This is a genomic window from Mobilicoccus pelagius NBRC 104925 (assembly GCF_000247995.1).
In the GTDB taxonomy this organism is placed as follows: Bacteria; Actinomycetota; Actinomycetes; order Actinomycetales; family Dermatophilaceae; genus Mobilicoccus; species Mobilicoccus pelagius.
This window is the reverse complement of record NZ_BAFE01000063.1, coordinates 1-22,955: the sequence shown is the minus strand read 5'-3', so window position 1 is coordinate 22,955 and position 22,955 is coordinate 1. Positions and strand designations below refer to the sequence as shown.

22 protein-coding genes, 1 pseudogene and 1 riboswitch are annotated in these 22,955 nt (G+C 73.1%); of the genes and pseudogenes, 10 read left to right on the top strand and 13 right to left on the bottom strand.

The features are described from left to right. Both MOPEL_RS10250 and MOPEL_RS10245 read right to left on the bottom strand, forming a co-directional pair. Window positions 1-430 (bottom strand): annotated as a pseudogene (locus MOPEL_RS10250) (IS21 family transposase); the annotation flags it as partial. Between the two features lie 105 nt (window positions 431-535). Then, window positions 536-1,345 (bottom strand): sodium:solute symporter family transporter, encoded by an 810-nt coding sequence (locus MOPEL_RS10245; protein WP_009482834.1) that lies wholly within the window; start codon window positions 1,343-1,345, stop codon window positions 536-538. 194 nt (window positions 1,346-1,539) lie between these two features. Between MOPEL_RS10245 and MOPEL_RS10240 the strand changes: the two genes are divergently transcribed. Beyond that, window positions 1,540-2,934: a DUF4921 family protein gene (locus MOPEL_RS10240; protein ID WP_009482833.1), complete on the top strand. Its 1,395-nt coding sequence runs from the start codon at window positions 1,540-1,542 to the stop codon at window positions 2,932-2,934. A gap of 54 nt (window positions 2,935-2,988) precedes the next feature. Here MOPEL_RS10240 and MOPEL_RS10235 read toward each other — a convergent pair whose 3' ends face one another. Together MOPEL_RS10235 and MOPEL_RS10230 are read right to left on the bottom strand one after the other, a co-directional pair. After that, window positions 2,989-3,747: a CPBP family intramembrane glutamic endopeptidase gene (locus MOPEL_RS10235; protein ID WP_009482832.1), complete on the bottom strand. Its 759-nt coding sequence runs from the start codon at window positions 3,745-3,747 to the stop codon at window positions 2,989-2,991. Between the two features lie 179 nt (window positions 3,748-3,926). Beyond that, window positions 3,927-4,700 carry an FMN-binding negative transcriptional regulator gene (locus MOPEL_RS10230; protein ID WP_281023918.1) on the bottom strand — a complete coding sequence of 258 codons (774 nt, stop codon included), beginning with the start codon at window positions 4,698-4,700 and terminating at the stop codon, window positions 3,927-3,929. A 117-nt stretch (window positions 4,701-4,817) separates the two neighbouring features. On the opposite strand from MOPEL_RS10230, the gene MOPEL_RS10225 reads away from it, so the two are divergent. Beyond that, window positions 4,818-5,633 carry a thioesterase family protein gene (locus tag MOPEL_RS10225; RefSeq protein ID WP_009482830.1) on the top strand — a complete coding sequence of 272 codons (816 nt, stop codon included), beginning with the start codon at window positions 4,818-4,820 and terminating at the stop codon, window positions 5,631-5,633. A gap of 92 nt (window positions 5,634-5,725) precedes the next feature. Continuing rightward, entirely contained in the window at window positions 5,726-6,571 is an 846-nt protein-coding gene (locus MOPEL_RS10220) for a PhzF family phenazine biosynthesis protein (RefSeq protein ID WP_009482829.1), read from the top strand. A gap of 87 nt (window positions 6,572-6,658) precedes the next feature. Here the strand turns inward: MOPEL_RS10220 and MOPEL_RS10215 are convergent, their stop codons facing one another. Genes MOPEL_RS10215 through MOPEL_RS10205 form a run of 3 tightly spaced genes read right to left on the bottom strand, consistent with a single transcriptional unit; the run spans window position 6,659 to window position 9,623 of the window. After that, complete coding sequence (locus tag MOPEL_RS10215) at window positions 6,659-7,402, bottom strand: energy-coupling factor transporter transmembrane component T family protein (RefSeq protein ID WP_009482828.1); 744 nt, start codon at window positions 7,400-7,402, stop codon at window positions 6,659-6,661. After that, a complete protein-coding gene (locus MOPEL_RS10210) occupies window positions 7,399-8,970 on the bottom strand; it encodes an ABC transporter ATP-binding protein (protein WP_009482827.1) in 1,572 nt (523 codons plus the stop codon). The genes MOPEL_RS10215 and MOPEL_RS10210 overlap by 4 nt, the downstream gene beginning before the upstream one ends. Next, complete coding sequence (locus tag MOPEL_RS10205; RefSeq protein ID WP_009482826.1) at window positions 8,967-9,623, bottom strand: ECF transporter S component; 657 nt, start codon at window positions 9,621-9,623, stop codon at window positions 8,967-8,969. The genes MOPEL_RS10210 and MOPEL_RS10205 overlap by 4 nt, the downstream gene beginning before the upstream one ends. A 55-nt stretch (window positions 9,624-9,678) precedes the next feature. Next, window positions 9,679-9,782: riboswitch (TPP riboswitch) on the bottom strand. Between the two features lie 95 nt (window positions 9,783-9,877). Between MOPEL_RS10205 and MOPEL_RS10200 the strand changes: the two genes are divergently transcribed. The 3 genes from MOPEL_RS10200 to MOPEL_RS10190 all read left to right on the top strand — a co-directional run bounded on the left by MOPEL_RS10200 (window position 9,878) and on the right by MOPEL_RS10190 (window position 11,522). Beyond that, on the top strand, window positions 9,878-10,156 hold the full coding sequence (locus MOPEL_RS10200; protein WP_009482825.1) for a DUF4235 domain-containing protein: 279 nt from the start codon (window positions 9,878-9,880) through the stop codon (window positions 10,154-10,156). 2 nt (window positions 10,157-10,158) lie between these two features. Further along, window positions 10,159-10,713: a gamma carbonic anhydrase family protein gene (locus MOPEL_RS10195; RefSeq protein ID WP_009482824.1), complete on the top strand. Its 555-nt coding sequence runs from the start codon at window positions 10,159-10,161 to the stop codon at window positions 10,711-10,713. Window positions 10,714-10,814: 101 nt separating this feature from the next. Beyond that, window positions 10,815-11,522: a Type 1 glutamine amidotransferase-like domain-containing protein gene (locus tag MOPEL_RS10190; RefSeq protein WP_009482823.1), complete on the top strand. Its 708-nt coding sequence runs from the start codon at window positions 10,815-10,817 to the stop codon at window positions 11,520-11,522. 251 nt (window positions 11,523-11,773) lie between these two features. On the opposite strand, the gene MOPEL_RS17740 is transcribed toward MOPEL_RS10190, so the two are convergent. Next, window positions 11,774-12,049, bottom strand: coding sequence for a hypothetical protein (locus MOPEL_RS17740; RefSeq protein ID WP_169316303.1), 276 nt, complete (start codon window positions 12,047-12,049; stop codon window positions 11,774-11,776). Window positions 12,050-12,131: 82 nt separating this feature from the next. Here MOPEL_RS17740 and MOPEL_RS17735 point away from each other — a divergent pair, with 82 nt between their 5' ends. Continuing rightward, window positions 12,132-12,740: a polysaccharide deacetylase family protein gene (locus MOPEL_RS17735; protein ID WP_169316302.1), complete on the top strand. Its 609-nt coding sequence runs from the start codon at window positions 12,132-12,134 to the stop codon at window positions 12,738-12,740. A 96-nt stretch (window positions 12,741-12,836) separates the two neighbouring features. Beyond that, window positions 12,837-13,718: a polysaccharide deacetylase family protein gene (locus tag MOPEL_RS16040; protein WP_009482820.1), complete on the top strand. Its 882-nt coding sequence runs from the start codon at window positions 12,837-12,839 to the stop codon at window positions 13,716-13,718. Between the two features lie 198 nt (window positions 13,719-13,916). Here MOPEL_RS16040 and MOPEL_RS10170 read toward each other — a convergent pair whose 3' ends face one another. Further along, window positions 13,917-16,103: a catalase gene (locus tag MOPEL_RS10170; protein WP_009482819.1), complete on the bottom strand. Its 2,187-nt coding sequence runs from the start codon at window positions 16,101-16,103 to the stop codon at window positions 13,917-13,919. A gap of 206 nt (window positions 16,104-16,309) precedes the next feature. Here MOPEL_RS10170 and MOPEL_RS10165 point away from each other — a divergent pair, with 206 nt between their 5' ends. After that, the gene (locus tag MOPEL_RS10165; RefSeq protein WP_009482818.1) at window positions 16,310-18,001 is read left to right on the top strand and encodes a phytoene desaturase family protein; all 1,692 of its coding nucleotides are present in this window, start codon (window positions 16,310-16,312) and stop codon (window positions 17,999-18,001) included. 163 nt (window positions 18,002-18,164) lie between these two features. Here MOPEL_RS10165 and MOPEL_RS10160 read toward each other — a convergent pair whose 3' ends face one another. Then, a complete protein-coding gene (locus MOPEL_RS10160) occupies window positions 18,165-18,605 on the bottom strand; it encodes an SRPBCC family protein (protein ID WP_009482817.1) in 441 nt (146 codons plus the stop codon). Between the two features lie 169 nt (window positions 18,606-18,774). On the opposite strand from MOPEL_RS10160, the gene MOPEL_RS10155 reads away from it, so the two are divergent. Further along, window positions 18,775-20,181, top strand: coding sequence for an AI-2E family transporter (locus tag MOPEL_RS10155; protein WP_009482816.1), 1,407 nt, complete (start codon window positions 18,775-18,777; stop codon window positions 20,179-20,181). A 37-nt stretch (window positions 20,182-20,218) separates the two neighbouring features. On the opposite strand, the gene MOPEL_RS10150 is transcribed toward MOPEL_RS10155, so the two are convergent. The 3 genes from MOPEL_RS10150 to MOPEL_RS10140 all read right to left on the bottom strand — a co-directional run bounded on the left by MOPEL_RS10150 (window position 20,219) and on the right by MOPEL_RS10140 (window position 22,835). Next, window positions 20,219-20,893 (bottom strand): response regulator, encoded by a 675-nt coding sequence (locus tag MOPEL_RS10150; RefSeq protein WP_009482815.1) that lies wholly within the window; start codon window positions 20,891-20,893, stop codon window positions 20,219-20,221. A 47-nt stretch (window positions 20,894-20,940) separates the two neighbouring features. Next, window positions 20,941-22,437 (bottom strand): sensor histidine kinase, encoded by a 1,497-nt coding sequence (locus MOPEL_RS10145; protein ID WP_009482814.1) that lies wholly within the window; start codon window positions 22,435-22,437, stop codon window positions 20,941-20,943. Window positions 22,438-22,544: 107 nt separating this feature from the next. Next, the gene (locus tag MOPEL_RS10140) at window positions 22,545-22,835 is read right to left on the bottom strand and encodes a hypothetical protein (RefSeq protein WP_009482813.1); all 291 of its coding nucleotides are present in this window, start codon (window positions 22,833-22,835) and stop codon (window positions 22,545-22,547) included. Between the last annotated feature and the right edge of the window lie 120 nt (window positions 22,836-22,955).

Genomic DNA, 22,955 nt, shown 5'->3' with positions numbered 1-22,955 from the left:
CCTCGCCGAAGTCGACCTCGGCCTCCGCGCCGGGGGCGTGGTCCTGCGGCACCATCGCCTCCACCCGACGCCCGGCCTCCAGATCGATCTGCGCGCGCCGGACCCGCACGTAGTCCCGCACCGTGGAGTAGGACAGGTCGGTGGCGTCGTGTTCGTCGCGTAGCCGGGCCAGGATCCTGGTCGCGGTGTGACGCTGCTTGCGCGGCGCGGTCAGGTCATAGCGCAGCATCTCGTCGATGGCCGGCTTGTACGGGTCCAGGCGCGGTGCCGTGCGGACCGGTTTCTTGCGGGGTGGGGGTTCGGCAGCGGCGAGGGCCTGGCGGACGGTGCGGCGGTGGACTCCGTGTTTGCGGGCGAGCTCGCGGATGGACAGGCCATCGACTCGCGCGTCGTGGCGGATGTCGGCATACAGCTGCACTCGTGACCCCATCTTGGCTCCCTTGCCCTTGCGACTGGTTCCCAGTGATGGGGACCAGCGTGGAGGGGGGGCCAGTTCAGACCGTCAACACCCCGGCAAGTCGCACGCGGGGCCAGATCAGACCGTCACAACGGGGCCAAACCAAGCTGTCACAACCATCCGGGCGGTGAACATGCGCTGCCAGATGTCCTGGCCGATGACGAGGCCCGGCACGTAGAGGAGGATCCAGGAGAGGGTGCCGGAGAACCCGAGCGACCACGGGTCCCAGTGCTCCGCGGGCAGCCGCGACATGAGGGTGGGGATGTCGCCGTACGTCGTGCTCGTGAGCAGGAAGATCGGCACGAGGACGACGATGCCGAGGGTCTTGATGACGAACTGGACGATGTCGGTGAGGGTGACCGCCCACATGCCGCCGAGGAACGTGTAGAACACGACGACCGCGCCGCTGACGATCATCGCCGCCGACGTCGACAGGCTCGGGAAGACGAGCGAGAGGATGCTGCCCATCGCGATGACCTGCACGACCGTGAGGGAGATCGTGTAGATGATCGTGAGCACCGCGCCGAGCATGCGGGCCGCCGTGCCGTAGTTGCGCTCGACGACCTCGTTGATCGAGAGCGCCCGCAGCTTGGCGAGCTTCGAGCTGATGAGCACGCCGAGGACGATGAGCCCGAGGCCGAGGCTGCCCCCGACCCACAGGCCCGCGATGCCGACCGTGTACCCGCGCTGCGCACCGCCGACCGTCACCGCACCGCCGACGGCCATCGCCGCCATGCAGCCGAAGAACGACGGGAAGCGCAGGCGCCGCCCGGCGAGGAGGAAGTCGTCGCGTTCCCTCGCGAAGAACGTCGAGGTGACACCGATGCCGAGCATCGCGAGGACGTACAGCCCGATGACGACGTAGTCGATCGTGTGGATGGAGTTCATCGTGTGCCCGCCTGATCGCGCCCGCGCGATCGTCGTCGAGTTGTGCGGCGTGCGCCGCGACGCGGCCACCTCACCGCGCGGCCCCGATCCTCCCAGGTGAACGCGGGTGTGGGCGGCACGGGGTCGACCGTCCCGAACCCACGGGGTTCCGCGGGCCACGCCCCCGGAGCCGCATCGGCGCCTACGGTCGAGGGGTGGACGACCTCGACACCGGCCTCCCCGGATGCCTCACCGTGCTGCCCGACGGCACGATCAAGCAGACGAATCCCCTTTCGGGCACACGGGTCTGGACGGTGCCCGGGCGGGCCGACCGGCCGCTCGTCGCCGCCGGATCGACCCGTGTCGCCGAGGGCCCCCGCGGCGGCGGGGTGCCCTGCGCGTTCTGCCTCGAACGCCTCGAGGACGTCCCGCCGGAGAAGGCCCGCGTCATCCGCGGCTCGGAGGCGCCCGACGCCGGAGCCGAGGGGCTCGTCGGCCTCCTCGGCGGTGGCGGGGCGGACGACGAGGGTGGTGGCGGGCGCGGCGGCGTCGGAGGCGGTGACGGGCCCGGTGGCCTCGACGGCGGCGGGCGCGGTGACCGCGGTGGCGATTTCGTCGTGCTGCGGGACGTCGCACCGGAGGAGCTGCGGGCGACGACGCCGGAGTTCCGGCGCATCCCCAACCTCTTCGAGATCGTGTCGTTCGACTACTGGCGCCGCAACCACGGCCTCGTGCCGAGCGTGACGGCGCGGGAGCGGTACGACCGGTGGGTCGCCTCGGAGACGGGCGCGCGGATCCTCGACGGGGTCCTCCGGGCCCGCCGCCCGGGCGGGGGTGGCCTCGCCGCGGGGGACGACGCCGGTCTTGCATTCTTCGCCGGGGGTCACGACCTCGTCGTCGGGCGGCGGCATCTCACCGACGACGGGCGTCTCGCGTCCTCGGGCACGCTCACCCCGGCCGAGCATCGGGCGTTCGTCGCGTTCACTGCGGAGTCGATGGGGCGGCTCGTCACCGAGATCCCGGCGGCGCGGCACGTCGCCGCGTTCCAGAACTGGCTCGCGCCCGCGGGGGCGAGCTTCGACCACCTCCACAAGCAGCTCGTCGCGATCGACGAGCACGGCGACCAGGTCGAACGGGAGCTCGCCCGGCTGCGGACCCGACCGACGCTCCACGCCGACCACCTCGCCCACGCCCGCGCGCAGGGGCTCGTCGTCGCGGAGAACGCGCACGCCGTCGCGTTCGCCGGGTACGGCCACCGGTATCCGACGTTCGAGGTGTGGGCCAAGGAGGCCGCGCCCGTCGCCGAGATGCCGGCGGCGCACCTCGCGGGCGTCTCCGACCTCCTCCACGCCCTCCACGCGGGCACGGGCCCCGACGTGCCGTGCAACGAGGAGTGGCACCACCGCCCGGTCGACGTCGACGTCGCGATGCCCCTGCGCATCGAACTCAAGTGGCGCGTCTCCACCCTCGCGGGTTTCGAAGGCGGCACGCGCATCTTCGTCACGACGATCGGTCCGTGGGACCTCCGCGACCGGATGCTCGCCTCCCTCCACCCCCTCGCCGCCGACGGCGTCCTCGCCCCCGGCGTCGAGCTGCCCGCACCCGCCTGAGACACGCGACGACCCCGTCGCACCGTCCTCCCTCGGCTGCCCACCCGTCACAGGTCACAACCACCCGACACGGCCGGCGAGGAGGGCGTAGCCGACGAACGCGACGACGTCGAGGATCGTGTGGGCGACGACGAGCGGCCCGACACGACCCCAGCGGCGGTAGGCGAGCGCGACGATGATGCCCATCGCGACGTTGCCGACGAACCCGCCGACCCCCTGGTAGAGGTGGTACGTGCCGCGAATGAGCGCGGAGGTGAGCGCCACCGTCCACCACGACCACCCCACCTGCCGCCACCGGCTGAAGAGGTAGCCGACCATGACGACCTCCTCGAGCACCGCGTTCTGCGCCGCGGCGAGGACGAGCACCGGCACCGCCCACCACACGTGCGTGAGGTTCGCGGCGGCGACGGTCGTGTTGAGGCCGAGCTCGCGGGCGACGAGGTACAACGCGAGGCCGGGGATCCCGATGACCGCCGCGAGCAGCGTGCCCCGCGCCACGTCGGAGGCGGGACGCCGCAGGTCCGCCCCGATGCGGTGCCGCGCCGAGGGGTCGTCGCGGCCGAGGAGGTACACGGCGAGGAGCGCCGGCACGACGCCGAGGACGACGCCCGCGAGCTGGTAGGCGAGGTCGAGCCACGGACGATCCGGCGTCACCGACGAGTTCATCGTCGTCGTCTGCTGCGAGAGCGCCACCTCCGCCGTGACCTTACGGAGGAACGACAACACCGCGTACACCGCCGAACTCCCGAGCGACACCCCGAGCACGAGGACCGTCTCGACGAGCAACGGGCGGCGGTGGTCCTCGAGGCTCATGGGCGAACGGTATCGGTCCCGACCGGGCCCGAAATGCGATCACCGATGGCCCACCGGGCGAGAGGGAGCCGGACCGCCGGAGAGAACGCCCTGGTCAGGGCGCCGGACGGGGAACGGTACCGAGGACGCTGCGCGTCGGTGATCGCATTCCGGGCCGCTCCGATGGGAGCGGCCCCCGGTCAACGGCGTTTCCGCAGGTCCGCGAGGAGGTCGTGGCGACGCTGCGCCGCGGGCAGGGACACCTCCCGCTTGAACGCGGCGAGATCGTCCCGTCCCCGCGCCTCCAACGCGTCGATCTCACCCGCGACGTCGGCGGGGGTCTTGTTCTGGCTCATCTTCGCCTTGCCGACGACGCGGCCGAGCCTCAGCTCGACCCCCACGACGGCGCGGAGCATCCGGTCGACGAACTCCTGCGGCGCGTCGTCGACGGACCACGTCGTCCCGGCTCCACCCGACGTGCCCGGCGTGGCCGGCATGCCGGGTACGGCCTCCGCCCAGACGTGCTCGTGCCGGTCGGTGAGGGGGCGCATCGTCGCGAGGATCCATGCGGGGTCGTCGTGGAGGACGAGCTCACCGTGGGCGTGGACCGTGACGTAGTCCCACGTCGGCACGACCCGGCCGCCGTCGTCGTGGCTGGGAAGGTCGACGGGTGAGACGTAGTGGTCGCCCTCGTGGACGACGACCGTCGCGGGCCCGAGGACGGGCCGACGCACCTGCAAGTTGTTGCGGGCGAGGTGACCGACGAGCGACCCGAGACCGATGCTCTCCGAGGCGTCGGTCACCTCCCCGTCCGGCTCCCCGGCGGGGGCCGGGACGTACTCCCACGGCAGGAACGTCACGTCGGGTTCGGGCATGCCGTCGTCACCGGCGTGGACGGTGACGAGATCCCCCGCCCCCATCCTCGCGAGGATCCGAAGGCACCCGGCGTCGGTCAGGGCGAAATGCGCAGGCACGTACACGCCGACCAGGATGCCGCACCCCACCTCCCCCGCGACCCACCCGGCCACGGCCCGGCCACGACCCGACCGCGACCCGACCGCGAACCGGTGCCGCGTCCGTAGGCTGCGGCCATGAGCGAGACGAACCCCCTGGGGCTGACCGAGGACTCGGGCAGCTACTACCGCCGCATCGACGACGACACGTACATGCCGACGCTCCACGCTCAGGGGGCGTGGCAGCCGCACGAGCAGCACATGGCGCCGGTGTCGGGACTGATCGCGCACTGCATGGAGACGTTCAACAGCCGTGAGGACATGCAGCTCTCGCGGATCACGTTCGAGATCCTCGGCGTCATCCCCGCGGCGCCGAGCACGGTGGAGTGCCGCACGATCCGTCCCGGCCGCACGATCGAGCTGGACGAGGCCGTGATGAGCGTCGAGGGCAAGCTCGTCGTGCGGGCCCGCGGGTGGCGCCTGTCGAAGCAGGACACGTCCGGCGTCGCGGGTGGGCTGCCCGCCCCGATGCCCGCCCCGGACGACCTCGAACCGTGGCGCGGCTCGACGATGTGGGGCGGCGGGTACATCCGGTCGCTCGAGTTCCGGCGCGACCCGCAGTCCGTGCCCGGCGACGGCCGCATGTGGCTGCGGTCGACGAAGACGCTCGTCGAGGACACCGACGTGAGCGACATGGCCGCCTACGTCGGGCTCGTCGACACGGCGAACGGCGTCGCCACGCGGGCGAACCCGAACGAGTGGATGTTCCCCAACCTCGACCTCACGATCCACCTGTGGCGTTCCCCGCAGGCCGGTTGGGTGGGGTTCGACACGCTCGTGACGTTCGGGCAGAGCGGCGTCGGCCTCACCTCCTCGACGCTGCACGACGTCCGCGGACCGCTCGGTCGGGCGGAGCAGATCCTCACCGTCCGCGAGATCCCGACGCGCCCCTGAACGCCGCGCAGAAGGGCCCGGGGTGCCGACTCGGGTGCAGCGGGTCGGCGACATGGGCCACGCGAGGGCGTCGGGCCGCATAGGCTCGGAGAATGGACCTCAGCTATCGGATCATCAACGTGTTCGCCGCGGCGGACGTCCCGTTCTCCGGCAACGCCCTGTGCGCTTTCCCCGAGGCCGGGAACATCGACGACGAGCTCATGCAGCAGCTCGCGCAGCAGGTGAACCTCGAGACGGTGTTCGTCCGCGAGACCTCGGACGACGGCGCGCAGATGCGCGTGTTCTCCCCCGGCGGCGAGGGTCGATTCGCCGGCAGCGCCTCCCTCGGGGCGGCGCACGTGGTCAACCAGATCCTCGGCAACCCGCGCAAGGAGCTGCGTCTCGCGGCCAAGACGGTCGACGACGTCGTCGTCTCCCCGGTGGGCAAGGACAACTGGTCGATCAAGGCCACGCACGCCGAGGTGCGTCACCTCCAGTCGACGCCGCAGATCCTCGCCTCGCTCGTCGGCCTGCGCCTCGAGTCGATCCAGGGCGAGGTCATGGTCGTCGACTCCGGTCGTTCGGGCATCGTCCTGCCGGTGAAGACGGTCGAGGACGTGCGCAAGGCCCACCTCGACGCCCGCATGCTCCACTCGTACGCGATGCTCCTCAACACCGAGCCGCAGGTGTACGTGTGGGCGGACGCCGGTGAGGACCAGATCGAGTCCCGTATGTTCTACGGCCCGCAGGGTGGTGTCGTCGAGGTGGCGGCCACCGGTTCGGGTGCGGCGAACCTCGGCCACTGGATGGCAGAGAACGGCCGCTTCGGTCATCGTCGCATCCACCAGGGTGCCGCGGTGGGTCGTCCCTCCTACCTCGACCTCGTCGTCGAGGAGAACGGTGACGTGTTCGTGGGCGGGCACGTCCACGAGATCGCCTCGGGTACCTTCACCGTCTGATCCGCCAGGGCGGAGGTCACGGCCCCGGGATGCGCGAGGAGCGCGTCCCGGGGCCGTTCGCCTGTCCGGGGTGGGTCGGCGGGGTGGTCAGCGCGGCGTGCCGGGCATCGGCAGGACGTCGGGGGCGAACGCCGCGACGAGGTGGGGCAGCGCGGCGAGCGCCGTCGTGAGGGCGACGAGGAGGGTGTCGGCGCCCTTCCAGGGCGCGGGTTCGAGCCACGTGCGGGTGATGCCGCGGGTGCCGGAGGAGTAGCCGCGGGCCTCCATCGCGATCGTCATGCGTCCGGCCTGACGCACGGCCTCGACGAGCAGGGCAAACGTCATCGCGGTGACGTGCCGCAGACGGGAGATCGGTCCCCGGCCGGGGCCGAGGCCGCGCGCGTGGCGGGCGCGGTCGAGGGTGACCCAGTCGTCGGTGAGGGTGTCGAGGCGTTGGAGCGCGGCGACGGTGGCGAGCACGGGCCGGGCGGGCAGGCGGAGTCGCTGGCCGAGGTGGTCGCCGAGGGTGAACGGGTCGAGGTAGGAGACGAAGACGAGCCCACCCGTGACGAAGAACGCGACCCGCAGACCCGCGACGGCGGCGACGGCAAGGGAGCGGGGGTCGGCGAGGAGCCAGTTCGACCAGGTCACCCCGGCCGTGGCGACGAGCGCGGGGACGAGGCGCACGAGGGGGAACCCGGTGCGACCGACGAGGACGGTGAGGAGGAGCAGCTCGGCGACGAGCCCGACGACGACGGCCCTGAGGTCGTCGATGAGGAGGCCCCCGACGGCGAGGACGAACGACGACGCGAGGAGCGAGAGCGGGCCGCAGCGGGCGAGGAGTCCGATCATCGGAGGCCTTCGGGGGTCGGACCGACGGCGCGGCCGGCGTGGAGGTGGACGACGGTGTCTGCGGTGACGGCGAGGTCGTCGTCGTGGGTGCTCACGAGCACGGTGGCGCCGGCGCGGCGGGCGGCCTCGGCGAGACCGACGACCGCGGCCCACGTGAGGCGGTCCTGTCCGACGGTCGGTTCGTCGAGGGCGAGGATCGGGGCCCGATGGACCAGGGCGGCCGCGAGGGCGAGACGGCGGGTCTGCCCGCCCGACAGGCTCGCGGGGTGGCGGTCCGCGAGCCCGGCGAGGTCGAGGAGGGCGAGGAGACCGTCGGCACGTCGTCGTGCCGCGTCCTCGTCGTCGCCGAGGGCGCGGGACGTGGCGAGGAGGCACTCCTCGACGGTGCGTCCGGAGAGCGCGAGGGACGCCTGCTGGGGCACCCAGGCGGCGCGGTCGGCGAACTCGTGGGAGGTCCAGTGCGAGGGTGACCGCGAGGCGCCGTCGGCGAGGAGGGGGTCGACGAGGACCTCGCCCGCCGTGGGGCGTTCGAGGCCGACGGCGACGGAGACGAGGGAGGACTTGCCCGCCCCGCTCGCTCCCCGCAACGCCGTGAGCGCGCCCGCGGGGACGGTGAGGTCGACGCCCGCGAGCGCGGCACGCGGGGTGGGGGGACGCCGGTCGACGGCGAGGCCGCGCCGCGGGGAGCGGACGAGGCCGACGCCCCGCACGTCGATGTCACCGGGCGCGCGTCTCAGGTCGGTGAGGAGGTCCCCGGTCGCGAGCGGCTCCGGCGGCGGCACGCCCGGGACCCAGAGCCCGGCCGCGAGGAGCGCGGCCCGGTGCTCCGCGAGGATCCGGTCGGGCGCGCCGTCGGCGAGGATCCCGTCCTCGCCGAGGACGACGAGGCGGTCGACGAGCGGCTCGAGGTCCCCGTCGGCGGACCCGTCCGCCCCGAACCGGCGGCCGAGCCAGCGGTCGAGGCGGTGTTCGACGACGACGAGGGTCGCGCTGCGGCCCGCGACGGCGCGGGCGACGGCGGCGCGCACGAGGGCGGCGGAGTCGTCGTCGAGCATCGACGTCGGCTCGTCGAGGAGGAGCGCGCCGGGACGCATCGCGAGGACCCCGGCGAGGGCGAGCCGTTGGGCCTCGCCGCCGGAGAGCGCGTTCGTGCGGTGGTCGAGGCCGTAGGGGAACCCGACGGAGTCGAGCGCCTCCGCGACGCGGGCCCGGATCTCCTCGCGGGGGAGGCCGAGGTTCTCCGGCCCGAACGCGGTGTCGCGGCCGACGCGGCTGGCGACGAGGGCGTCGGCCGGGTCCTGGACGAGGAGGCCGACCCGCCCGTCGCCGACGCGGACCGGGGAGCCGTCGACGCGCACCTCCCCACCGAGGTCACCGGGGTCGACCTCGCCGAGCACCCCGGCGAGCGCCTGGAGCAGCGTCGACTTGCCCGCGCCGCTCGCGCCCGCGAGGAGGACGCGCTCGCCCGGTTCGATGCGGAGGTCGAGGTCGGCGAGAACCGGCGTCGTGCGACCGAGCGGCGTCCACGAGAGCCCGCGCGCCTCGAGGCCGACCGGGACGAGCGTCACCGGCGTGCCGTGACGAGGTGTTCCTCACCCGGGGGGAACGCGTTCACGGCGCCGGTCGCGGCGAGCGCCCTGACGAGCGCGTGCCCACCGAGGCCCGCGATGACGAACCCGGAGACGACGCCCGCGACGAGGTAGACGAGCTTCCACGTCCACGAGTACTCGGGGACGTAGGACCACCACTCGTAGAGGACGATCTCGAGGACGGCGCCGAGCATGCCGCCGAACACCGCGGTGGAGAGGTCGAACCGACGCCAGCGCCACAGGGCCGCGACGATCTCGACGCCACCGGCCTGGAGGAGGCCGGAGACGAGCACCATCGCCGCCCACTGGTTGCCGAGCAGCATCTCGACGGTGGCGGCGACCATCTCGCACAGCAGGGCCGCACCGGGGCGGCGGACGAGGAGCGCACCGGCGACGGCGGGGAGGATCCATACGCCGAGGAGCAGCTCCTGCGCCGGCGGGAACACCGAGAGCGCCGCCTTGAGGGGTTCGTAGAGGAGCATGTCGAAGCCCCAGAACGCGACACCGAGCGCGACGCCGAGGACTGCGAGGGTGACGATGTCGACCGCCCGCCACGCGGACGGGCCTCCGCGGGCCTGTCGGCGGCCGGGCCGGGTGAGGCCCTGCACGTCGGCGATGTGGCTGTTGCTCATGCGTTCTCCCGTGACGATCCGATGCCGGACATCCTCGGGGGCGGGCGCGGGTACGCCTCGTGAGAACTCGACTCCCTCCGCCGGTGCGAGCCGGATCAGGTTCGAGGGTCTGCGGACGGGCCGCACTCTCAGCGCCGGAGCGCTCCCCTGTCGATGTCGACCCACTGTATCTGCCGCGCGGCCCACCCGTGCCCCGGTCGAGGGCCCGCCCGCCCCTGTCGCCGATCGCCCCGCGGCCTGGCACACTTCCTGTCATGGGTGACAAGCTGTTCAAGATCGTGGGTACGGCCCTCGCCGTCGGCTCCGGCGCGCTGGCCAAGAAGGTCTCCGAGGGCGGCTGGAAGGCCGTCATGGCGAGCGACCCGCCCGCCAACCCCGAGGACCCCGACACCAAGCTCGTCGAGGCCGTCCTGTGGGCCGCGGCGTCGGGCGCGATCATCGCGCTGGCCCGCATGCTCGCGACGCGCCAGTGGACGCAGTACTACGCCAAGTCGGCCGGCCACAAGCCGGCGAACCCCAACGACGTGAGCTGAGCGTGCGCGCCTCCGTCGACGGCGTCACGCCGACGGTCGCCGAGGACGCGTGGACGGCGCCGACCGCGGTCGTGGTCGGCGCCGTCACCGTCTCCGCGCAGGCGAGCCTGTGGTTCGGCGCGGTCGCGCGAGGCGAGGGCGGCGAGATCCGCATCGGTGCCCGCAGCAACGTGCAGGACAACGCGGTGCTCCACGCCGATCCGGGATTCCCGTGCGTCCTCGGCGAGGACGTCACCGTCGGTCACGCGGCCGTCGTCCACGGCTGCACAGTCGAGGACCGGGTGCTCGTCGGCATGGGCGCCACGGTGATGAACGGTGCCCATGTCGGGTCGGACTCGATCGTCGCGGCCGGCACCCTCGTCCCCGAGGGCGCACAGATCCCGCCGTGTTCGCTCGTCATGGGCGTCCCCGGCACGGTCCGTCGCGAGCTCACCGACGCCGAGCTCGAGCGGGTCGCCCGCAACGCCGCCGTCTACGTCGACAAGGCCCGGCTGTACGCGGCCACGCTCGACGTGGAGGACGCTCCCGAGACCCCCGGCGGCGCACCACGCCCGTGATCCTCGGCCCCCGACGGCTCCACCGCGCACGGTGGGCGAGACCACAGGTCCGAGGACCTTCTCCTCCACCGCCGGGGCGCGATCGGGGATACCGTCGGCACATGACCACTCACATCGTCGCGATGGGCGGTGGCGGGTTCTCCTCCTCGGAGGACTATCGGCCTACCAGCCTCGACCGGTACATCCTCTCCCTCACCGATGCGACCAACCCGTTGGTCTGCTTCGTGCCGACGGCCTCGGCGGATGACGGCCTGTACGTGTCGCGGTTCATCAACGCGTACAGCTCGCACGTGCGCACGTGCGTCCTCACGCTGTGGAGCGGGGCGGCCGACGCGATCGCCCGCATGGACGAGGTCGACGTGTTCCTCGTCGGCGGCGGCAACACCCTCAACATGCTCGCCCTGTGGAGCGCCCACGGTCTCGGCCAGCGGTTCCGCTCCTACGCGCAGGACCCGACGCGCGACGTCGTCCTCGCCGGCGTGAGCGCGGGCGGTTCCGTGTGGCACGAGGGCTGCACGACCGATGCCTACGGTCATGGCATCAGTGCGCTCTCCCTCGGTCTCGGCATCGTGCCCGGCAGTTTCTGCCCGCACTACGACTCCGAGGCCGAGCGTGCGCCGCAGTACAAGGAGTTCATCGACACGAGCCAGCTCCCGAGCGGCTACGGCGTCGACGACGGTGCCGCGATCCACTACGTCGACGGCAAGCTCGAGGCCTGCGTGGCCGAGCGCGCCGGCGCCGGGGTGCACCGCCTCCAGCAGCATGAGAACGGCGTCTCCGTCACCGACCTCGACACGAAGGTTCTCTGACTTTCCTCTTCGGGGCCCCGGCCGATCCTCCGTGACCGGCTCGGCCCCATCTCCGCACAGGCGGCTCCTCCCGCCAGGTCCGTTCCGGCACGGTGGGGCCGCCTGCCCGCGTCCGGGGTCGTCGTGACCGGCCCGGCGAGGTGCCGTGTCCGGGCCTTCGTCACGACCGGAAGATCCCCGCCCCCACCGCCCGGCTCGGTGTGTAGGGTCGAATCACCTGGACGATCGACCCATACGTCCGCCAGGGGGATTCACATGCCGCGCTCGACCCGCCCGATCACCTCGGTCCTCGCCGCCGCTACGGCGCTCGCCCTCCCGCCGGCCGGCGCAGAGGCCGCCGCAGCCCGCCCCGCGGTCGGGGCCACGACCACAGTCTCCGCCGCCTCGCAGCCCAGGCCGAAGCGGACGACCGCCAGGCGGACACCGACGCGGACCACGGCGACGAGGACCGCCACGAAGCGGACCTCGACGACGAAGGCCACCGCGGCGAAGACCGCCACGACGAAGACCACCACGACGAAGACCACGACGACGGCGGCGCGGCCGACGGCGGCGCGGCCGACGAGGACGACGGCGCGTCGCCCGTCGACCCGGCCGACGACGCGGACGGTGAACCGCGCGACGGCCCCGGTGCGGCCGCACGGGCCGGTGGTGCCGGGCAAGGTCGCCTACCTCACCTTCGACGACGGCCCGACGGCGGCGTACACCCCGCAGGTCCTCGAGATCCTCCGCCGTCACCGCGCAGAGGCGACGTTCTTCATGATCGGGCAGCAGGCCACGGCGCATCCCGACCTCGTGAAGCGGGTGCGCGCGGAGGGACACGCGATCGGCAACCACACGTGGAGCCACCCGAACCTCGCGACGTCGTCCGCGGGGGCCGTCACGGACGAGCTCCGCCGGGCGAACCAGGGCATCGGCGGACGGGTCCGGTGTCTCCGACCGCCCTACGGGGCGACGAACGGACGCATCACCTCCCTCGCCCGTGGCCAGGGGCTCACCCCCGTCCTGTGGAACGTCGACAGCCGCGACTGGACCCGCCCCGGCGTGGCCACGATCACGACGAACGCCCTCGCCGCACCGGCCGGGGGCGGTGCCCCGACGATCCTCTTCCACGACGGCGGCGGCACCCGCACCCAGACGGTCGCGGCCCTCCCCGGCGTGCTCGACTCCCTCGCCCGCCGCGGATATCGCTTCGACACGCTCCCCGTCTGCCGATGAGGTGATGGACGACCCCTCTCGTCGGCGCTGACGCATGTCCCGGCGAGGGGTCTCACGGCGGGAGGGTCCCGTCGCGGTCGTGCGCGAGGAGGCCCGATGCCGACGGTGGGATCCGTGACGATGACCGGGCTCGGCGTGCTGGGGACGGCGCTGCTCCTCGCCGGGCCGATCACCTCGTGGGCCTCGACCCTGCGCGACCCCGCCCTCGCACCGGCACCCGCATCCGTCGTGACCGTGACGACGGCTCCTGCGCCCGGGCCGACCCTGCCCCGGGAGACGTGGACCGTGCAGGCGGCGGAACCGGCCACCCCGGCGGGAGCGACGCCCGGCGTACCGTCGGCACCTCCGACCCCCGCACCGACGACCGTCCCGGCAGACGCAGCCGTCGACGCACCCCGCCCGTCGCGGGACAAGGTCGCCTACCTCACCTTCGACGACGGCCCCGACCCGACGTACACGCCGCAGATCCTCCACGCCCTCGAGGCCTACGGCGCCAAGGCGACGTTCTTCATGATCGGGGAGGAGGCCGCCCGGCACCCCGGCCTCGTCCGCACGGTGCGCGACGGCGGGCACGCCGTCGGCAACCACAGCTACACCCACCCGTGGCTCTCGAAGCTGCCGGCCGCGGCCGCGAAGTCGGAGGTCACGCGGACGAACGCCGTCCTCGATGGGCAGGTCACGTGCCTGCGTCCCCCGGGTGGCATGACGGGCGGTTCCGTCGGCGCGGTCGCCCGCGAGCTCGGCATGGGCCTCGTCATGTGGAGCGTCGACACCCGCGACTGGACGCGGCCCGGCACCCCGGCGATCGTCCGGAACGCCCTCGTCCCGCCCGACGGCGGCGGCGACGAGCCCCTCGAGATCCTCTTCCACGACGGCGGTGGCGACCGCAGCCAGACTGTCGCGGCCCTCCCCCGCGTGCTCGACCGACTGTCCACGGCCGGCTACACGTTCGAGACCGTCCCCACCTGCGGCTCCTGACGCGCCGTCTCACCGCGCCACCGCCACGCCACGCCGCTGTCACCGCCACGCAACGCCGCGCCGCGCCCTGCCTGCGACGACGGAGGACGACCGACGTCCGACCCCGCGGCCTCCCCCGGACGCGCGTCGCCCCCTCCACGCGGTGCATGGAGGGGGCGACGGGGTGTCGGTGGCGTCCGAAGACGTACGGGCGACGGATCAGGCCTTCGGCGTGAACCGCTCCCACACGCGGTGGGTACCGAGGAGCTCGACGAGGGAGTCGACACCCTTCTCGGCGTCCTTGGCCGCGACGACACCGGGGGCCTCGGTGGAGACACCAGCCGCCGCGAGCGCGACCTCCGCGTTCGGGAGGAACGCGATGGCCTTGCAGTGGCGGTATATCTCCGAGAGGAGCGTCGACAGGCGCGGGTCGGACTGGTTGTTCGGCACCCCGGCCGGGTCGCCGGCCTTCGCGTCGAACGCCCCGCGGGCGTCGGGCGCCGGGGCGATCGCGGAGACGACGAGGACCGCGTCGTACTCGATGGAGCGGGTGGTGAGGAGCGTCCGGTCGATGACCGGGCCCTTCGCCCCGCCGAGGTGGCCACCGTGCCCGGCGAGGACGAACGGGGTCATCCCCTCCTTCTCGATGGCGGCGACCGCGGCCTCGACGGCCTTGAGGTCCGCGTCGTCGTCGGCGACGACACCGACCTTGCGGCCCTTGACCGGGTAGGTGACGCCAGGCTTGATTTGGGCGAGCGCGGGGCTCGGCGCCATGTCCGTGACGTCCGTCGTCGTGGGCGCCGGGACCTCCATGCCGAGGCCGGTGGCGACCGTCTTCGCGAGGTCGGCGTCGATCGCGGCGAGGTGCGCGAGCTGACGCTCACGGATGGGCGTCTCGAAGCACTTGCCGAGCTCGAACGTGTACGCCGACGCGACGTGCTCCTGCTCCACCGGGCTGAGGCTGCGGTAGAAGAGGCGGGTCTGGCTGAAATGGTCCTCGAACGTCACCGGGTTGGCGCGGACCTTCTCGCCCTCGACCTTGGTGGGCACCTCGATGAAGGGGCGCTCGTCGGTCGGGGTGGGCAGCGGGTTGCCTGCGTCGATGCTGTTCGGGCGGTACGGGGCCATGCCCGTGTGCACCGCCTGCTGTCCGTAGCCGTCACGCAGGTTGTCGTTGACCTCCGTGTGCGGACGGTTGATCGGCAGCTGGTCGAAGTTCGGGCCGCCGAGGCGCGTGAGCTGCGTGTCGATGTAGGAGAACAGACGCCCCTGGAGAAGCGGGTCGTTCGTCACGTCGATGCCGGGCACGAGGTGTCCGGGGTGGAACGCGACCTGCTCCGTCTCGGCGAAGTAGTTCGTCGGATTGGCGTTCAGCACCATCTTGCCGATGGGCTGCACCGGGCACAGCTCCTCCGGCACGAGCTTGGTGGGGTCGAGCAGGTCGATCCCCTCGAACATCTCGTCCTCGGTGTCGGGCATGACCTGCACGCCGAGCTCCCACTCGGGGAACGCGCCGGCCTCAATGGCGTCGGAGAGGTCGCGGCGGTGGAAGTCGGGGTCGTTGCCCTGCGTGAGCTGGGCCTCCTCCCACACCTGGGAGTGGGCGCCCGCCGCCGGCTTCCAGTGGAACTTGACGAGGCTCGTCGAGCCGTCGGGGCCCGTGAGGCGGAACGTGTGGACGCCGAAGCCCTCCATCGTGCGGTACGAGGCGGGGATACCGCGATCCGACATGTTCCACATCGTGTGGTGCTGGGCCTCGGTGTGGAGGGAGACGAAGTCCCAGAACGTGTCGTGCGCGCTCTGGGCCTGCGGGATCTCGCGGTCCGGGTGCGGCTTGCCGGCGTGGATGACGTCGGGGAACTTGATGCCGTCCTGGATGAAGAAGACGGGAATGTTGTTGCCGACGAGGTCGAAGTTGCCCTCGTCCGTGTAGAACTTCACCGCGAAACCGCGGGTGTCCCGCACGGTGTCGGCGGAACCACGGGAGCCGAGGACGGTGGAGAACCGCACGAAGACGGGAGTCTCGACGTCCTTGGCGAGGAACCCGGCGGTCGTCAGCTTGCCGGCCGTGCCGTAGGCGGTGAACACGCCGTGCGCGGCGGCACCGCGGGCGTGGACGACGCGCTCGGGGATGCGCTCGTGGTCGAAGTGCGTGATCTTCTCGCGCAGGTGGTGATCCTGCAGCAGCGTGGGGCCACGACGACCCGCCTTGAGGGAGTGGTCGGTGTCGCGGACGCGCGTGCCGGTCGCGGTGGTGAGGTACTCACCGGCCTGGGCGCGACCCGGGGCGGAGAAGGGGCACCCGGTGGCGGTGACCTGCGCCGGAGCGGCCTGGTCGGACGTCTGCGCGGGCGGGCCGGTGGGAGTGGTGGGCTCGTCGACGGTGGGCGGGGTGTGATCAGCCATGGAAACCTCCAGTATGTCGAGCGGTTCATTGCTGTTCTTACCCGTTCCTGTCCGTTTCATCCGGAGCGCCCGGGCGAGGGGGTCCCGGCCTCGCCCGGTTGCCGCATGTGGACGTGGGTAAGGGTCGGAGGAACCCCTCGTCCTCCGCCGACGTGCATCCCGCCACCGGGGCAGGAGGGCGACGTATCCCGAAGCGGAGGACGCTCATGCGCATCGGACCGACCCACAGGTCCCACGACCAGGCCTCTCGGATCCCCGGCGCCGACCGGCCCGGTGGAGGCGCGACGGAGACCGTCGACGCCGTCGTCGTCGGCGGTGGCCATCACGGACTCGTCGCGGCCTCCTACCTCGCCGACGCGGGCTGGGACGTGCTCGTCCTCGAGGAGCGGGACGTCGTCGGCGGCGCCGTCGGCTCCCGCGAGGTCGACGGGTGGATCCTCGACGCGTTCAGCGCGTGCCACCCCCTGGCCCTCGCCTCGCCGGTGCTCCGCGCGCTCGACCTCGAGGAGCACGGGCTGCGATGGGCGCACGCACAGACGCAGCTCGCGCACGTCGCCCGCGCCGGGTCCGGCCCGGCGCCCGCTGTCCTCGCCCGCGCCGAGGACACGGCCGCACTCCTCGCCGAGGACGACCCACGCGACGGACGCACGTGGCTGCACCTCGTCGAGCAGTACGAACAGATCAAGGGCCCGCTGCTCGACGCGATCCTCACGCGCTGGCCCCCGGTGGCCGACGCGGCCCGCCTCGCACGGATCATCGGCCCGGCCGACCTGCCCGACTTCCTCCGCTTCGCGCTCCTTCCGACGACCCGCATGGGCGAGGAGCTCTTCCACGGCCGCGCCGGGCGGGAGCTGCTCGCGGGCAACGCGATGCACGCCGACGCACCGCCCACGGCGCCGGTCAGCGGCATGTACGGCTGGCTCATGACGATGCTCGCCCAGGACGTCGGATTCCCCTCCCCCCAGGGCGGCACCCGCGAGCTCGCGTTCGCCCTCGGCCGCCGCGCCGAGTCGGCGGGCGCCCGCATCGAGACGGGGGTCACCGTCTCCCGCGTCGTCGTGCGCGGCGGGCGGGTGCACGGCGTGGAGACGGCCGACGGTCGCCGTATCGCCGTCCGCCGCGCCGTCGTCGCCGACACGAGCGCCCCCACCCTCTACGAGGACCTCCTCGACGAGCGCGACGTGCCCGCCGGGCTCCGCACCCGGCTGCGGGCGTTCCTCTGGGACCTGCCGACGGTCAAGCTCAACTACCGTCTCGCCGAACCGATGCCGTGGACCGCGCCGCAGGCCCGGGGCGCGGCCGTCGTCCACGCCGGACGCGACGTCCCCGGTCTCGTGCAGTGGTCCGCCGAGCTCGAGGCGGGGAGCGTGCCCGAGCAGCCCTTCGCGCTCATCGGCCAGATGAGCGGCATCGACGCCACCCGCTCCCCCGCGGGCACCGAGACGATGTGGCTCTACACCCACCTGCCCCGCGGATGCACCGACCCGGGCGCGGCGGAGGAGATCACCCGTCGCGCCGAGGCGATGCTCGACGAGTACGCCCCCGGGTGGCGCGACCTCGTGCTCGACCGGTGGGTGCAGACCCCGCAGGGTCTCGAGGCCGACGACCGCAACCTCGGGCAGGGCGGTGTCGGCGGCGGCACCCAGCAGCTTCTCCAGCAGGCGATCTGGCGCCCGGCCACCGGCCTCGGCGGGCCGTGGACCCACGTCCGCGGTCTCTACCTCGGCAGCGCCGCGACCCACCCGGGTGGCGGCGTCCACGGCGGCTCCGGATACCTCGCGGCCCGCGCGGCCCTCAAGGACGCCGGGGGCGTCGGCCCCCTCACCGCACGGGCCCGGTCCGCCGCGCTGCGCCGGTTCCACGACCGACCCGCTCCCGCCTGGACGGCGCGCACCTGACACCCACCCAGGCTCGACACGCGCTCGACATGCGCCGGGCACACGCCGGGCACACCGGGCACACCGGGCATACGCCGGGCACACCGCACGAGGGCCCGCCTCCGGCCACGAGCCGGGGCGGGCCCTCGTCATGCAGTGGCAGGACGACGTGCGTCGGGGCGCGTCAGGGCTGGGTGCGGCGCTCGGCGAGGAAGGCGAGACGGCGGAGGGTCTCGACGTTGCGCGGACCGATCGCGGCCTCGCGGGCAGGCTTGGGCAGGAACGACATCGGGCCGTTCGTGAAATCCTCGGCCATGCGCACGAGCGTGCCGCCGTCCTGCGGCACGAGGGTGATCTCGACCCTCGCCTCCCCGGCGGGGCGGATCCGCGCCTTGAGGACGATGCGACGGCCGGGCTCGGACTCGAGCACCTCGGTCTCGTCGTCGATGAGCGCCGGCCATCCGCCGACCGAGTGGTGGAGTCGGCCCCCGACGCCCGGCCAGGTCGGCTCGACGGCGCGCATGCGGGACGCGCCGACGACCCACGAGGGGAAGGTCCAGCCGTCGGCGATGACGGCCCAGACCTGCTCGGGGGTGGCGGGGGTGTGCCGTTCGGTGACGTTCATGTCGTGCCCCTTCGGGGAGGGAGGTTCGGGCGGCGTGGGTCTCGGCCGCACCCTTGTCATACCCCGCTCCGACGCGCCCCAATCCACCCGCCGTGTCGGATCGACGCATCCCCTCACCGGGCCACGCGGAGCATGCATTTCGCCGCACTGCGTGTGACACTCGGTGGCGATGAAGCTCTTCCGCCGAGGGACCCCCGCGTCCCTGTCAGAGATCCGCACCCGCGTCCGCCTCCCCGTGCCCCCGCCGCCGGAGCCCGTCGCGGTCGCTCCCGCGCCGGCGTTCAGCTACAGCGACCCCCGTCCCGCCGACCAGGCGATCCCGTTCGCCCTCAAGGTGTCGGCGGGCATCGCGTGGCGGGTCGTCGTCATCGCGATCGCGCTCTACGGCCTCGGGATGATCATCGGCAGGACGAGCTCGGTCGTCATCCCCGTCGCCGTCGCGCTGCTCCTCACAGCCCTGACGATGCCGCTCGCGGTGTTGCTCAACCACCGCCTCCACTTCCCGCGTGGGCTCGCGGCGATCACGACGCTGCTCGTGAGCGTCGGCGTCGTCGCCGGCCTGCTCACCCTCGCGGGCAACCAGATCGTCATCGGCGTGCAGGGCCTGTCGACCTCGGCGGGCCTCGGCCTCAGCCAGATCCAGGCGTGGCTGAGCAACGGTCCCCTCGGCGGGCAGATCGACGAGGCCATCAACCAGGGCCGCGCCTGGGTGCAGTCGCACGCCGGCGACCTCACGAGCGGCGCTCTGTCGGCGGGTCAGACGGCGGGCAACCTCGCCGTCGGCGCGATCATGACGATGTTCGCGATGTTCTTCTTCCTCGCCGACGGCGACCGCATGTGGTCCTGGTGCGTCGGCCTCGCCCCCAAGCAGGTCCGCGAGCCCGTCCACGAGGCGGGCCGCCGCGCGTGGGTGACGCTCAGCTCCTACGTCAAGACGCAGGTGCTCGTCGCGGGCGTCGACGCCGTCTTCATCTCCCTCGGCGCGTTCCTCCTCGGGTTGCCCCTCGTCATCCCGCTCGGCCTCATCGTCTTCTTCGCCTCGGCGATCCCCATGGTCGGCGCCGTCGTCTCCGGCGCCCTCGCCGTGCTCCTCGCTCTCGTCGTCAAGGGCCCGCTCGCGTCGCTCATCATGCTCGGCGTCGTCCTCGCGGTGCAGCAGATCGAGGGCAACCTCCTCCAGCCGATCCTCATGAGCAAGGCCGTGTCGCTGCACCCGCTCGCGACGCTGCTCGGCGTGGCCGTCGGCTCCTACCTCTTCGGCATCGCCGGTGCGCTCTTCGCGGTGCCGCTCATGGCGATCACGAACACCGTCGTGCTCTACCTCAACGGGCACGACAAGTTCCCGATGCTCGGCCAGGACGCGTCGATCCTCACGAACTCCGCCAAGAAGCTGTCCGGTGACGCCGCGGAACGGGACGAGGCCGTCACCCCCGGCGCGGGCGACAACGACAAGCTCATCGGGGGCATCAACCCCGAGGCCCACGAGCGGGAGCAGCAGGCCGAGGACGCCGCTGCCGAGGCCGCGACCCACGACGAGACCGTCGACTCCGAGGGCACGGTCGAGAAGCGGTCCTGACCCGGCCGCTCCGCCCGCCCCGGCCGTGTCGGAGGGGTCACGTCCCGATGCGGACGAGGCCCGTCTCGTAGGCGAGGACGACCATCTGGACCCGGTCGCGCAGGTCGAGCTTGGCGAGGATCCGCCCGATGTGCGTCTTCACGGTCGCCTCGGCGAGGTAGAGGCGTGCGGCGATCTCGCCGTTCGTGTACCCCTTCGCGACCGCCTCGAGGACCTCTCGTTCCCGGTCGGTGAGGACGTCGAGGCGCGCGTCGGGCCGTGCGCCCGACTCCGGCAGGGAGGGGACCACCCGTTCGAGGAGCCGCCGTGTCGTGCTCGGCGCGACGACGGAGTCCCCCCGGTGCACCGCCCGGATCGCCGCGAGGAGTTCGGCGGGCCCGGCGTCCTTGAGGAGGAACCCCGCCGCCCCCGCCTTGAGGGCGGCGAAGACGTACTCGTCGAGGTCGAACGTCGTGAGGACGACGACCCGGGGCGCGTCCGGCAGGGCGCAGATGCGGCGGGTGGCCTCGACCCCGTCGAGACGTGGCATCCGGATGTCCATGAGCACGACGTCCGCCTCGTGCGCCTCGACGGCGGCCACGGCCTCGAGCCCGTCTGCCGCCTCGGCGACGACGCTCATCCCGGGCGTCGCGTCGAGCACCATGCGGAACCCGGCCCGCACGAGCTCCTGGTCGTCGACCAGCACGAGCCGGATCGGCGCGTCCTCACTCATCCCTACTCCTTCGCCGACCCCGGCGGTGGGGGCCGCCTCACGCGCGCTCACGACCTGCTCGGATCTGCAGCATCGTAGGGAATGCGGGCCTCGACGAGGAACCCGCCTCCCGGCGCGCCGCCCGCCCACAGGCGCCCTCCGACGGCGGTGAGACGCTCGCGCATCCCGACGAGTCCGTGCCCCTGGCCGTCGGGGACCCCGCCGGGTCCGACGCCGTCGTCGCGGATCGTGAGGAGCAGGGCCTCGGGCAGGTAGTCGAGCGACACCCACACCCGCGCCTCGCCGGCGTGCTTGATGACGTTCGTGAGGGACTCCTGCACGACGCGGTAGACGGCGAGGTCGGTCGCGCGGGAGAGCGGACGCCGACGGCCGGTGACGTCGGTCGAGATCTCGAGCCCGGCGTCGCGAAGCGGCCCGACGAGCTCCTCGAGGGAGTCGACGCCGCCCGTGGGGGCGTACTCGGCCTCCCCGTCGTCCTGCCGCAGGACACCGACGAGGCGGCGGGTGTCGGTGAGCGACTCCCGCGCGGTGCGCCCGATCGTCGCGAGGACGTCGGAGGCGGTGCGGAGCGCCTCCGTGACGACACGAGGATCCTCCCCCTCGCGGGCCCGCTCGAGGGCGCTGTCGAGGGCATACGCGGCGCCGTCGGACTGGACGACGATGACCGAGAGGGAATGGGCGACGACGTCGTGCATCTCGCGGGCGATGCGGGCCCGCTCCTCCTGCGCGGCGAGACGCACGTTCTGCACCCGGCTCCGCTCGACCGCAAGCGCCTTCTGCCGGGTCTCCTCGGCCGCCTCCGCCCGCTGCCGCACGAGCGCGCCGAACAGCCAGGCCGGCAGCGTCACGGCGAGACACATGGTCGCGAGGACGAGGACGGTGAGGACGTACTCCCCGGGCCCCCCCGCAGGATCCCCGTTGAACGACGCCGACCAGCTCATCCCGGCGAGGAGGCTCCCCGCTCCGGCGAGGACGAGTCCCGCTCGACGCACCCGCCGGTCGGGGCTCCACCGGGCGATCGAGTAGACGGCGACGGGCACGCCGACGTTCGCGGCCGTCGGCTCGTCGAGGAGGACGAGTTGGACGAGGTGGGGGAGAACGAGGACGAGCGCGACGGCCATCGGGTGGGTGCGTCGCCACAGGAACGGCACCGAGAAGAGGATCACGCAGAGGAACGCGACGAGACCCCATACCGGATCGGCGTACGCCGTCTCGGACTGCGTCATGAAGGGCACGCCGGCGACGAGGAGGGTGCCGACGAGGAGGAGGTCGGTGAGGGTCGGGGGCGGCCCGGACCAGAGTCGTCGGGCCTCCCGGCCGAGGTGCTCGGTGAGGTCGAGGAGGTCGCGGGCGAGGGTGCGCCGGGGCTGCCCGGGCGGGGTCGTCGACGTCACCCCCTCACTCTCGGGCATCGGGGGTCGCGTCGTCGCACCGCCGCCCGACCGGGCGCCCCGGACGTCGTCCTGCGGTTCCCCGAGGCGGAGGTATCCACGGGCGGCCGTGAGGGGCCCGTCGGCGTCGGGGATCACGCGGTCGTCGTCCATGCCCTCCACGCTAGGAACGGGGAGGCCACGGTGTCGTCAGCCCGAGGTCCGAACCGCGGGTACGACCGTGGTCGCAGGCACGCACGCAGCGCGCGGGGACGCGGGGCTCAGCGTCGGACGCCGGCCAGGGCCTGCTCGAGGAGGGTGGGCCAGGCGGAGACGTCGCGGTCGGTGAGGGCCACCCAGTCGCCGGAGGTGCCGGTGACCGACGGCAGGGCGAGGGCCTCGTCGCGAGCCGGGCTGCCCTCGGGGAGGAGCACCTGCGCGCCGCCTTCGGCCAGCCGGGCGAAGGGGATGCCGTCGACCTGGAGGGTGCGGGCCCCGTCGACGGTCTCCTCGACCACTCCCGACGCGGCCAGTTCGCTTGCCATGCGGTCGAACAGGTCATGCGTATCCATGGGGCCAGTCTGCCCCGGACGAGGCCCCGCGGGTGCGGGGCCCGGCCGTCGCCCGGCCGGGACGATGCCACGCCGAGGCGCGAGGGGCGCCCGTCAGGCCCGACGGTCGTGGTGGAGGAC